Source organism: Streptomyces sp. NPDC031225 (genome assembly GCF_055570355.1).
This window is the reverse complement of the sequence record NZ_JBVIHJ010000022.1, coordinates 106,658-118,812: the sequence shown is the minus strand read 5'-3', so window position 1 is coordinate 118,812 and position 12,155 is coordinate 106,658. Positions and strand designations below refer to the sequence as shown.

Annotated in this window: 8 protein-coding genes and 1 riboswitch; of the genes, 7 read left to right on the top strand and 1 reads right to left on the bottom strand. The window is 72.5% G+C overall.

Annotation, left to right across the window (positions count from 1 at the left end):
- Window positions 1–174 precede the first annotated feature (174 nt).
- Window positions 175–316, top strand: a riboswitch (cobalamin riboswitch).
- Between the two features lie 100 nt (window positions 317–416).
- From ACZ48Z_RS32280 to cobI, 7 genes are read left to right on the top strand one after another with little or no spacing between them, the layout of a single operon-like run.
- The gene (locus tag ACZ48Z_RS32280; RefSeq protein ID WP_468739431.1) at window positions 417–1,358 is read left to right on the top strand and encodes a cobalamin biosynthesis protein; all 942 of its coding nucleotides are present in this window, start codon (window positions 417–419) and stop codon (window positions 1,356–1,358) included.
- A complete protein-coding gene (locus tag ACZ48Z_RS32275; RefSeq protein ID WP_468739430.1) occupies window positions 1,355–2,866 on the top strand; it encodes a cobyric acid synthase in 1,512 nt (503 codons plus the stop codon). The genes ACZ48Z_RS32280 and ACZ48Z_RS32275 overlap by 4 nt, the downstream gene beginning before the upstream one ends.
- Window positions 2,863–6,519, top strand: a complete 3,657-nt coding sequence (cobN, locus tag ACZ48Z_RS32270) for a cobaltochelatase subunit CobN (protein WP_468739429.1) — start codon at window positions 2,863–2,865, stop codon at window positions 6,517–6,519. The genes ACZ48Z_RS32275 and cobN overlap by 4 nt, the downstream gene beginning before the upstream one ends.
- The gene (locus tag ACZ48Z_RS32265) at window positions 6,516–8,519 is read left to right on the top strand and encodes a putative cobaltochelatase (RefSeq protein ID WP_468739428.1); all 2,004 of its coding nucleotides are present in this window, start codon (window positions 6,516–6,518) and stop codon (window positions 8,517–8,519) included. Before cobN ends, ACZ48Z_RS32265 begins: the two co-directional genes overlap by 4 nt.
- Window positions 8,519–9,118, top strand: coding sequence for a cob(I)yrinic acid a,c-diamide adenosyltransferase (gene cobO / locus ACZ48Z_RS32260; RefSeq protein WP_468739427.1), 600 nt, complete (start codon window positions 8,519–8,521; stop codon window positions 9,116–9,118). The genes ACZ48Z_RS32265 and cobO overlap by 1 nt, the downstream gene beginning before the upstream one ends.
- Window positions 9,115–10,593, top strand: coding sequence for a cobyrinate a,c-diamide synthase (locus ACZ48Z_RS32255; RefSeq protein WP_468739426.1), 1,479 nt, complete (start codon window positions 9,115–9,117; stop codon window positions 10,591–10,593). The genes cobO and ACZ48Z_RS32255 overlap by 4 nt, the downstream gene beginning before the upstream one ends.
- Window positions 10,578–11,324, top strand: a complete 747-nt coding sequence (gene cobI / locus ACZ48Z_RS32250; protein ID WP_468739425.1) for a precorrin-2 C(20)-methyltransferase — start codon at window positions 10,578–10,580, stop codon at window positions 11,322–11,324. Before ACZ48Z_RS32255 ends, cobI begins: the two co-directional genes overlap by 16 nt.
- Before the next feature lie 20 nt (window positions 11,325–11,344).
- Here the strand turns inward: cobI and ACZ48Z_RS32245 are convergent, their stop codons facing one another.
- Window positions 11,345–12,082, bottom strand: a complete 738-nt coding sequence (locus ACZ48Z_RS32245; RefSeq protein WP_468739424.1) for a ZIP family metal transporter — start codon at window positions 12,080–12,082, stop codon at window positions 11,345–11,347.
- Between the last annotated feature and the right edge of the window lie 73 nt (window positions 12,083–12,155).

Sequence of the window (12,155 nt, the reverse complement as noted above, 5' to 3'; positions counted from 1 at the left end):
TGCCTCCTCCTCTGCTCCTACCCGGCCTCCCCCCCCCCCCCCCCCTCCGCCCCCCCCCCCCCCCCCCCCCCCCCCCCCCCCCCCGGCCGTCCTTGTGCCGCGGGTCCGCCGTCCCCCGGACCGGCGGTGTGGGGTTCTGCACACTCTCCCGCCGCAGGTCAACAGCAAGTTGACTGCCGTTCGGGTGCGTGGTGGACTGCCGGAGCCATGTACGACGGCAGCAGAGGAAGCCGGTGCAAGTCCGGCGCGGTCCCGCCACTGTGACCGGGGTAGGTAGCCCCGGGAGCCAGGAACTCTCGCCGTCGGTCTCGTCGAACCAGGGCGTGGACACCCTGAGTGAGGACATATCGCGATGCCCGCCTGCCCTTCGAGGTACCGCACCCGCTCGCTTGCCGACCCCACGGCCGGCTGACCCGATGCGTGCCGATCGCGTCTTCGCGTACGGCGCCGCCGCCGGACTTGTCGGGGACCTGCTGCTCGGCGATCCGCGCCGGGGACATCCGGTCGCCGTGTTCGGGCGGGCCGCCGGGGCCGTGGAACGGGTGCTGTGGCGGGACCACCGGGGGTGGGGCGCGCTGCACACCGCCGTGTGTGCGGGCGGCGCGATGGCGCTGGGCGCCGTCGCGGAGCGTGTCGTACGTCCGTCCCGTACCGCTTCCGTCGTGCTCACCGGTGCCGCCACCTGGGCCGTCGTGGGCGGGACTTCGCTCGTGCGGGAGGCCCGGGTCATCGGGCGGGCCCTGGAGGCCGGGGATGTCGAGGCGGCCCGGGACCGGCTGCCCCATCTGTGCGGGCGGGATCCGCAGGCCCTCGACGCCGACGGGATCGCCCGGGCCGTGGTCGAGTCCGTGGCCGAGAACACCTCCGACGCCGTCGTGGGCGCCCTCGTGTGGGGCGCCGTCGGCGGGGTGCCCGGGCTGCTCGGGTTCCGGGCCGTGAACACGCTGGACGCCATGGTGGGGCACAAGTCGCCCCGGTACCGGCGGTTCGGGTGGGCCTCCGCCCGGTTCGACGACCTCGCCGGGTGGCCGGGGGCGCGGCTGACCGCCGTACTCGCCGCTGTCGCCGGGGACAGTCCACGGAGTGCCGTGCGGGCCTGGCGCCGGGACGCGCGCAGGCATCCGAGCCCCAACGCCGGTCCTGTCGAGGCCTCGTTCGCCGGGGCGCTGGGTGTGCGGCTCGGGGGGACGCTGTCGTACGCGGGGCGGGTCGAGCATCGGCCCGTGCTGAATCAGGGAGGGCGCGCTGTCGCCACCGCCGACATCGAGCGCGCCGCGCGGCTCTCTCGGCGTGTGGGGCTGCTGGCGCTCGGCGTCGGTGTCGTCGCGCGGATCGTAGTGAAGGGACGTGGGGCATGAGCGGTGGGGGGCTGCTGGTCGCCGGTACCACCTCCGACGCCGGCAAGAGTGTCGTCACCGCCGGGATCTGCCGGTGGCTGGTGCGGCAGGGAGTGAAGGTCGCGCCCTTCAAGGCGCAGAACATGTCCCTCAACTCGTTCGTGACGAGGGAGGGGGCCGAGATCGGGCGGGCTCAGGCCATGCAGGCCCAGGCCTGCCGGGTCGAGCCGACCGCGCTCATGAATCCCGTGCTGCTCAAGCCCGGGGGTGAGCAGAGCAGTCAGGTCGTGCTGCTCGGGAAGCCCGTGGGCGAGTTGAGTGCCCGGGGGTATCACGGGGGGCGGCAGCAGCAGCTTCTCGGGACCGTGCTCGACTGTCTCGCCGAGTTGCGGGGCACGTATGACGCGGTGATCTGTGAGGGGGCCGGGAGTCCGGCCGAGATCAACCTGCGGCGCACCGACATCGTCAACATGGGCATCGCCCGCAATGCCGGGCTGCCCGTGCTGGTCGTCGGGGACATCGACCGGGGCGGGGTCTTCGCCTCCTTCTTCGGGACCGTCGCGCTGCTCTCGCCCGAGGACCAGGCGCTCGTCGCCGGGTTCCTCGTCAACAAGTTCCGGGGGGACGTCTCGCTGCTCGAACCCGGGCTCGACATGCTCCACGGGCTCACCGGGCGGCACACCTACGGTGTTCTGCCCTTCCGGCACGGGCTCGGGATCGACGAGGAGGACGGGCTGCGGGTCTCGCTGCGGGGGACGGTCCGGGAGTCGAACACCGCTCCGCCCGTCGGGGAGGACGTCCTGCGCGTCGCCGTCTGCGCCGTTCCCCTGATGTCCAACTTCACCGACGTGGACGCCCTGGCCGCCGAACCCGGCGTCGTGGTGCGGTTCGTGGACCGGGCGGAGGAGCTGGCGGACGCCGATCTCGTCGTGATCCCGGGGACCCGGGGGACCGTCCGCGCGCTGGAGTGGCTGCGGGAGCGCGGGCTGGCGGACGCCCTCGTCCGACGGGCCGCGGAGGGACGGCCCGTCCTCGGCATCTGCGGCGGATTCCAGATCCTCGGCGAGCACATCGAGGACGAGGTCGAGAGCCGTCAGGGGCACGTCGAGGGGCTCGGAGTCCTGCCCGTGCGGGTGCGGTTCGCCCGTGAGAAGACCCTCACGCGCCCCGTCGGCAAAGCCCTCGGGGAGGACGTCGAGGGGTACGAGATCCATCACGGGGTCGCCTCTACTGGCGAAGGCGAGCCGTTCCTCGACGGCGTGCGCGTCGGCCAGACCTGGGGCACGCACTGGCACGGTTCGCTGGAGTCGGACGGTTTCCGGCGGGCGTTCCTGCGGGAGGTGGCGGCCGCCGCTGGCCGCCGGTTCGTGCCGGCCCCCGACACCTCGTTCGCCGCGCTGCGCGAGGAGCAGCTCGACCGGCTCGGCGACCTGATCGAACAGCACGCGGACACGGACGCGCTGTGGCGGCTCATCGAGTCCGGTGCGCCGCAAGGACTGCCTTTCATTCCACCGGGAGCGCCCGCATGAGCACAGTGTTGTTGTTGTCGACCGCCGACACGGATCTGCTGGCGGCCCGGGCCGCCTCGGACGCCGGGTACCGGATCGGCAACCCGACGCGCGTCGACGTCACGGACGAACTGCCCGCGCTCCTCGACGGCGCGGACATCGCCGTCGTACGGCTGCTCGGCGGCAAGCGGGCCTGGGAGGACGGGCTGGCCGCCCTGAAGGCCTCGGGTATCCCGACCGTGCTGCTGGGCGGGGAGGCCGTCCCGGACGCCGAGTTGATGGCCGACTCGTCGGTGCCGGCCGGTGTCGTGGCCGAGGCGCTGAAGTACCTCGTCGAGGGCGGCCCGGACAACCTCACCGAGCTCGCCCGGTTCCTCTCCGACACCGTGCTGCTGACCGGCGAGGGGTTCGTCGAGCCGCGGAAGATGCCGGAGTACGGCGTCCACGGCTCGTACGTCTTCGAGGAGGGCCGTCCGACCATCGGCGTGCTCTTCTACCGGGCCCATGAACTGAGCGGCAACACCGCGTTCGTGGACACCCTGTGCGAGGCGATCGAGGCGCGGGGCGCCAACGCCCTTCCGGTGTACTGCGGTTCGCTGCGCGGCGCCGACGCGGAGTTCTACGAGCTGCTGGCCAGGGCCGACTGCCTCGTCGCCACCGTCCTCGCCGCCGGCGGCACCCACGCCTCGCAGGCCTCGGCCGGCGGGGACGAGGAGGCCTGGGACATCGGCGCGCTGGCCGACCTCGACGTGCCGGTGCTGCAAGGGCTCTGCCTGACGTCGTCGAGGGCCCAGTGGGACGGGTCCGACGCCGCCCTCTCCCCCATGGACGCGGCGATGCAGGTCGCCATCCCGGAGTTCGACGGGCGGCTCATCACCGTGCCGTTCTCCTTCAAGGAGCAGGGGCCCGACGACGTCCCGGTGTACGTGGCGGACCCGGAGCGGGCCGCGCGGGTCGCCGGGATCGCCGTACGGCACGCGCGGTTGAAGTACAAGCCGAACGCGGAGAAGAAGCTCGCGCTGGTCTTCACCGCGTATCCGACCAAGCACTCGCGGGTCGGCAACGCGGTGGGTCTCGACACGCCCGCTTCGGCGGTGCGGGTGCTCGACTCGCTCCGGGACGCCGGGTACTCGCTCACCGAATACCCCTCGGGCGGCGACGAGTTGATCCACCGGCTCATCGAGGCCGGCGGTCACGATGTCGAGTGGCTGACCGAGGACCAGCTGGCGTCGGCGCCCGCGCGGGTGCCGCTCGCCGACTACCGGGCCTGGTTCGACACGCTCGACCCGGAGCTGCGGGACGCGATGCTGGAGGCGTGGGGTGAGCCGCCGGGCTCGCTGTACGTCGACGGGGACGACATCGTGCTGGCTTCCCTGCAGTTCGGGAACGTCGTCGTGATGATCCAGCCGCCGCGCGGTTTCGGGGAGAACCCGATCGCGATCTACCACGACCCGGACATGCCGCCGTCGCACCACTACATGGCCGCGTACCGGTGGCTGGAGAACTCCTTCGGCGCCGACGCCGTCGTCCACATGGGCAAGCACGGCACCATGGAGTGGCTGCCCGGCAAGGGTCTTGGTCTCAGCGGGAGTTGCGCGCCGGACGCGGTGCTCGGTGAGCTGCCGCTGATCTACCCCTTCATCGTCAACGACCCGGGCGAGGGCACCCAGGCCAAGCGGCGCGGGCACGCCACCGTCGTCGACCACCTGGTGCCGCCGATGGCACGTGCCGACACGTACGGCGACCTGGCCAAGCTGGAGCAGCTGCTGGACGAGTACGCGCTCGTCTCCGACCTGGACCCGGCCAAGGCCCCGGCCGTCCGGGCGCAGATCTGGACGCTGGTGAAGGCGGCCGAGCTCCACCACGACCTGCATGTCGACGAGCAGCCGGACGACACGGCGTTCGACGAGTTCGTCATGCACATCGACGGCTATCTGTGCGAGATCAAGGACGTGCAGATCCGTGACGGGCTGCACATCCTCGGCGGTGGTCCGGTGGGTGAGCCGCGGGTCAACCTCGTGCTCGCCGTGCTGCGGGCCTCGCAGGTGTGGGGCGGCCAGGCCAACGCCCTGCCGGGGCTCAGGGCCTGTCTCGCGGCTCATTACGGGCTCGTGGAGAAGGAGTTGCTCGCCGAGCCGGGCGCTCCGGTGAAGGTCCCGGTGGAGCTGTCCGACCTCGTCGAGGGGCCGTCCCGTTCGGCCGCCGACGCGATCGACCTGCTGGAGCAGCTGTGCCGGCGCCTGGCGGAGCGGATGGAGGACCTCTCCTGGGACACGGCGGCGGCCGCTTCCCTCGTCCGTGACGTCCTCGGCACCGAACTCCCCGACGCCGTCGCGGTGCTGGAGTTCGCCTGCGACGAGGTCGTGCCCCGGCTCGCGCGCACGACGGACGAGATCGACCACATCCTGAAGGCCCTGAACGGCGGCTTCGTCCCGGCGGGTCCTTCCGGTTCACCGACCCGTGGTCTCGTCAACGTGCTGCCGACCGGCCGGAACTTCTACTCCGTCGACCCCAAGGCCATTCCCTCCCGGCTGAGTTGGGAGGTCGGGCAGGCGCTCGCCGACTCCCTCGTGCAGCGGTACCTCCAGGACACCGGCGACTACCCGAAGTCCGTGGGCCTCACGGTCTGGGGCACGTCCGCGATGCGCACCCAGGGTGACGACATCGCCGAGATCCTGGCGCTCCTTGGCTGCCGTCCGGTGTGGGACGAGGCCTCGCGCCGGGTGACCGGCTTCGAGGTGATCGGCCTCGCGGAGCTCGGGCGGCCGCGCATCGACGTCACCGTGCGGATCTCGGGCTTCTTCCGGGACGCGTTCCCGCACGTGGTCGGGCTGATCGACGACGCCGTGCGCAGGGTCGCCGAGCTGGACGAGCCCGCCGAGCAGAACTTCGTGAAGGCGCACGCCGACGAGGACACCGCCGAGCACGGTGACCGGCGGCGGGCCACGGCCCGTGTCTTCGGGTCCAAGCCGGGGGCGTACGGGGCCGGGTTGCTCCCACTGATCGACGCCCGCAACTGGCGTTCGGACGCCGACCTCGCCGAGGTGTACGCGGTGTGGGGCGGCTACGCCTACGGGCGCGGGCTCGACGGGCGGGCGGCGCGCGGCGACATGGAGACCGCGTTCAGGCGGATCAACGTCGCCGCGAAGAACGTCGACACCCGTGAGCACGACCTGGTCGACGCCGACGACTACTTCCAGTACCACGGCGGCATGGTCGCGATGGTCCGCCACCTCACGGGCGCCAACCCCGAGGCGTACGTGGGTGATTCGGCCACTCCCGACCAGGTGAAGACGCGGACGCTCGGTGAGGAGACCCACCGGGTCTTCCGCGCCCGCGTGGTCAACCCGCGCTGGATGGCTGCGATGCGTCGGCACGGCTACAAGGGCGCCTTCGAGATGGCGGCGACCGTCGACTACCTCTTCGGGTACGACGCCACGGCCGGCGTCGTCGACGACTGGATGTACGAGAAGCTCAGCGCGGAGTACGTCTTCGACGCGGAGAACCGGGACTTCATGAAGAAGTCCAACCCCTGGGCGCTGCGCGGCATCACGGAGCGGCTGCTGGAGGCCGCCGAGCGCGGACTGTGGGCCGAGCCGGACGCGGACACCCTGGAACGGCTGCGGGCCACCTACCTGGAGCTGGAAGGCGACTTGGAGGGCGACGAGAAGTGAGTACCCCGTTTCCGTTCACGGCCGTCGTCGGCCAGGACGACCTGCGGCTCGCGCTGCTGCTGAACGCCGTGTCACCGGCGGTCGGCGGTGTGCTGGTGCGCGGCGAGAAGGGCACGGCCAAGTCGACGGCGGTGCGCGCCCTTTCGGCGCTGCTGCCCGAGGTCTCCGTCGTCGCCGGCTGCCGCTTCTCCTGCGACCCGTCCGCGCCCGACCCCTCGTGCCCGGACGGCCCGCACGAGAGCGGCAACGGCGTCCGTCGCCCCTCCCGCATGGTCGAACTCCCCGTCGGCGCCTCCGAGGACCGGCTGGTCGGCGCCCTCGACATCGAGCGCGCGCTCGCGGAGGGCGTGAAGGCCTTCGAACCCGGGCTGTTGGCGGACGCGCACCGCGGGATCCTCTACGTCGACGAGGTCAACCTCCTGCACGACCACCTCGTCGACCTGCTGCTCGACGCGGCCGCGATGGGGGCGTCGTACGTGGAGCGGGAGGGCGTCTCCGTGCGGCACGCCTCGAAGTTCCTGCTCGTGGGCACCATGAACCCCGAAGAGGGTGAGCTGCGGCCGCAGTTGCTCGACCGGTTCGGGCTGACCGTCGAGGTCGCGGCCTCGCGGGAACCCGACCAGCGGGTGGAGGTCGTACGGCGACGGCTCGCGTACGACGACGATCCGGCGGGTTTCACGGCCCGTTGGGCGGACGAGGAGACGGCCGTACGGCAACGGGTCGTCGCCGCACGGGAGTTGTTGCCGTCGGTGCGGCTGGGCGACGGGGCGCTGCGGCAGATCGCGGCGACGTGTGCCGCCTTCGAGGTCGATGGAATGCGGGCCGACATCGTGATGGCCCGGACCGCCTCCGCGCTCGCCGCCTGGGCCGGGCGGACGGATGTGCTCGCGGAGGACGTACGGCAGGCCGCGCTGCTCGCGCTGCCGCACCGCAGGCGCCGTAATCCCTTCGACGCGCCGGGGCTCGACGAGGACAAACTCGACGAGACGCTGGAGGAGTTCAGCGGCTCCGAGGACGATGACGAGCCCGATCCGGACGGGCCCGGTGACGGCGGTGGAGACGGCGGGCAGCCGTCGCCGTCCGACGGGCCGGAGACCGGCGGTGACTCCGGTGCGCAGCCCGAGGCCGGTGAGGGCGGCGAGCCGCAGGCATCCGGCGCGGGTTCGGGTGAGCAGTCCGCCGCGCGGGCCTCCGAGCCGTTCCGTACGAAGGTGCTCAGCGTGCCCGGACTCGGTGAGGGTGCCGCCGGGCGGCGGTCGCGGGCCCGGACCGAGCACGGGCGGACGACCGGGGCCCGGCGGCCCCGCGGGGCCCTGACCAAGCTGCACCTGGCGGCGACCGTGCAGGCCGCGGCGCCGCATCAGCGGGCCCGGGGGCGGTCGGGGCGCGGTCTCGTCGTCCGGCGTGACGATCTGCGGCAGGCGACGCGCGAGGGGCGCGAGGGCAATCTCGTGCTGTTCGTCGTCGACGCCTCGGGGTCGATGGCGGCACGGCAGCGGATGAGCGCGGTGAAGGGTGCCGTGCTGTCGCTGCTCCTCGACGCGTACCAGCGGCGGGACAAGGTGGGCCTGGTGACCTTCCGGGGGTCGGCCGCGGAGGTGGCGCTGCCGCCGACGTCGTCCGTGGACGCGGCGGCGGCCCGGCTGGAGACACTGCCGACGGGTGGCCGTACGCCCTTGGCGGCCGGGCTGCTGCGGGCGCACGAGGTGCTGCGGGTGGAGCGGTTGCGGGATCCGGCCCGGCGGGCGCTGGTCGTCGTGGTGACGGACGGGCGGGCCACCGGAGGACCCGAGCCCGTCGCCCTCGCGGGGCGGGCGGCCCGGCTGTTCGCCGCCGACGGGGTCGCCTCCGTCGTCGTCGACTGCGAGTCCGGGCCCGTGCGGCTGGGGCTGGCCGGGCAGCTCGCCGGTGAACTGGGCGGTACCGGGGTGACGTTGGACGAGTTGCGGGCGGACTCGATCGCAGGGCTCGTGAAGGACGTACAGAGGAGGGCCGCGTAATGCCTCAGGGGCAGCCGAGTGTGGTGCCGGAGGACGGACTGACGACCCGTCAACGCCGTAACCGGCCGTTGGTGGTCGTGCACACGGGCGTCGGGAAGGGGAAGTCCACCGCCGCGTTCGGGCTCGCGCTGCGGGCCTGGAACCAGGGGTGGCCCATCGGGGTGTTCCAGTTCGTCAAGTCGGCGAAGTGGAAGGTCGGCGAGGAGAACGCGCTGCGGGTGCTCGGTGCGAGCGGTGAGGGCGGGTCCGTCGACTGGCACAAGATGGGCGAGGGCTGGTCCTGGGTGCAGCGGGACGCCCAGATGGACAATGAGGAGAAGGCCCGGGAGGGCTGGGAGCAGGTCAAGCGGGATCTGGCCGCCGAGACGTACAAGCTGTACGTGCTCGACGAGTTCGCGTACCCCATGCACTGGGGGTGGGTGGACACGGACGAGGTGCTGGACGTTCTCCGGAATCGTCCGGGGACCCAGCACGTGGTCATCACCGGGCGGAACGCGCCCGACAAGCTCGTCGACTTCGCCGATCTCGTGACCGACATGTCCAAGGTGAAGCACCCCATGGACGCCGGGCAGAAGGGGCAGAGGGGCATCGAGTGGTGAGTTCCTCCGTCCCACGGCTGGTCATCGCCGCGCCGTCCTCCGGCAGCGGCAAGACCACCGTCGCCACGGGGCTGATGGCCGCGTTCGCCGCGCGGGGGCTCGCCGTGTCCCCGCACAAGGTGGGCCCGGACTACATCGATCCCGGGTATCACGCGCTCGCGAGCGGGCGGGTGGGGCGGAATCTCGACGCGTACCTGTGCGGGCCCGAGCTGGTGGCCCCGCTGTTCCTGCACGGGGCGCAGGGGTGTGACATCGCCGTCGTCGAGGGCGTGATGGGCATGTTCGACGGGGCCGCGGGGGAAGGCGAGCTGGCCTCCACCGCGCATGTGGCGAAGCTGCTGCGGGCGCCGGTGGTGCTGGTGGTCGACGCCTCCTCGCAGTCCCGGTCGGTCGCCGCGCTGGTGCACGGGTTCGCGTCCTGGGATCCGGAGGTGCGGCTCGGGGGCGTGATCCTCAACAAGGTCGCCTCCGACCGGCATGAGGCGTTGCTGCGGGAGGCGTTGGAGTCGGCCGGGGTGCCTGTGTTCGGGGTGTTGCGGCGGGTGGCCCAGGTGGACACGCCGTCCCGGCATCTGGGGCTGGTGCCGGTCGCGGAGCGGCAGGACGCCGCGGTGGACGCGGTGGCGGCGATGGCCGCGCAGGTCTCGCAGGGGTGCGATCTGTCGGCGTTGGCCGAACTGGCGCGTAGTGCGGGGGCGTTGCCGTGCGCGGCGTGGGATGCGGCTGAGGTCCTGGGGGCTGCGCCCCCGGACCCCCATCGGCCCGAAGGGCCTCGTCCTCAAACGCCGGACGGGCTGGAAGACACGACCAGGTGGGCAGGTCAGGGGCGCGGGGAACTGCGCGACCAGCCCCCACCGGCCCCGCAGTCGAACTCTCCCGTGGTCGCCGTCGCCGGTGGTCCTGCCTTCACCTTCTCCTACGCGGAGCACAGCGAACTGCTCACCGCGGCCGGGGCTGAAGTCGTCCCCTTCGATCCCTTGCGGGACGAGCAACTACCCGACGGCACAGCCGGGTTGGTCATCGGGGGTGGGTTCCCGGAGGTGTACGCCGCCGAGCTGTCCGCCAACGAGCCGCTGCGCACGGCCGTTTCCGCGCTCGCGGAGAGCGGTGCTCCCGTCGCCGCCGAGTGCGCCGGGCTGCTCTACCTGTGCCGCGAACTCGACGGGCAGCCCATGTGCGGGGTGCTCGACGCCTCGGCGCGGATGGAGGAGACCCTCACCCTCGGGTACCGGGACGCCGTCGCCGTCAGCGACAGTTCGCTCGCCGTCGCCGGGACCCGGATGCGGGGGCACGAGTTCCACCGGACGGTCGTCGAGCCGGAAGCGGGGGACGCGGCCGCCTGGGGGGTACGGGTGCCCCGGCGACGGCTCGAAGGTTTCGTACAGCGTGGTGTGCACGCGAGCTATCTGCACACGCACTGGGCCTCGGAGCCCGGTGTCGCCCGTAGGTTCGTGGAGAGGTGCCGGACGTCATGAGCAGCAGCAGGTTGATCGGGGTCGGGGTCGGGCCCGGGGATCCGGAGCTGGTGACCGTCAAGGGTGTCAACGCCCTGCGCGCCGCCGACGTGGTCGTCGTGCCCGTCATGGACAGCGGGGAGCGGGGGCGGGCCGAGGCGACCGTTCTGCACTACGTGTCCCGGGAGAAGATCGTCCGGGTCGTCTTCGCTCTCAACGAGCGCACCGACCACGCCCGGCGCGAGGCCGCCTGGGACGCGGCCGGGGAACGGGTCGCCCAGTTGCTTGCCGCGCACTCGTCCGTCGCCTTCGCCACCATCGGCGACCCCAACGTCTATTCCACCTTCACCTATCTCGCGCAGACCATCGGCGAGCTCGTGCCGGACGTCGTCGTCGAGACCGTCCCCGGGATCACCGCGATGCAGGACCTCGCGGCCCGTTCCGGGGCCGTGCTGACCGAGGGCACCGAGCCGCTCACGCTGGTGCCCGTCACCGCCGGTTCCGCCGTGCTCAAGGACGCGCTCAACGGGCCCGGGACCGTCGTCGCGTACAAGTTCGGGCGGCAGGCCGGTGAGGTGGCCGAGGCGCTCAGGGAGACCGGGCGGATCGAGGACGCCGTATGGGGGTCGGCGCTCGGCCTGGAGGGTGAGTCCATTCGGTCTGCCGCGGAGCTCGACGGGGCTGCGTTGCCGTATCTCTCCACCCTCATCGCGCCCGCGCGGCGGGACGGTACCCGGGGCGGCAAGTTGTGAGTCCCTCAAGAGCGACCGGATCAGCCGGCCAGGCCGACCACCAGCCAGATGAAGCCCACGCCCGCGACCGTGCACAGCAGGGTCGAGCGGGCGGGGTGTTCGTGGTGGGCCTCGGGGAGGATCTCGGCCGCCGCGAGATACAGGAGTGCGCCGCCGAAGAGGCCGAGATAGCCGCCGAGCAGGCCCTCCGGGATGGTCACGAACGCCGTCGAGGCCGCGCCCACCACCGGGGCCACCGCGTCCGCGGCCAGCATGGTCAGGGCTTTGCGGCGGGCGTTCCCGTACAGGCTCGTGATCGTGTACGTGTTGAAGCCGTCCGCGAAGTCGTGGGCCACCACGGCCAGCGCGACCGCCGTGCCCATGCCGCCGCCCACCTGGAAGGCCGCGCCGATCGCCACGCCGTCCATGACGCTGTGGCCGACCATCGCGCCGGCGGCCGTCAGGCCCACCTCGGGCACCCGGCCGCCGTGCTTCTCACGTTCCTCGCCGCCGTGCGCGGCCTGGCGGGCGGCCAGCAGGCGTTCCACCAGATGGGCCAGCAGAAAGCCGGCCACGAAGAGGAGCAGGGCCGCCGGCACGCCGAAGACCTCGTCGCCGGCCGCGTGCAGCGCCTCCGGCAGCAGGTCCAGTCCGACCACGCCGAGCATCAGGCCGCCGGCCAGTCCCAGGACCAGATGACGGCGGTCGGTCACCCGCTGTGCCGTCCAGCCGCCGGCCAGCGTCATCAGGAACGCGCCGAGCGCGACGAAGACCGCCATAGGGCCTTGGTATCCGATCAACCCCCGTTCGCGCACATCCGGCCACCGCACCGGCGACACCCTTGACCCCTTT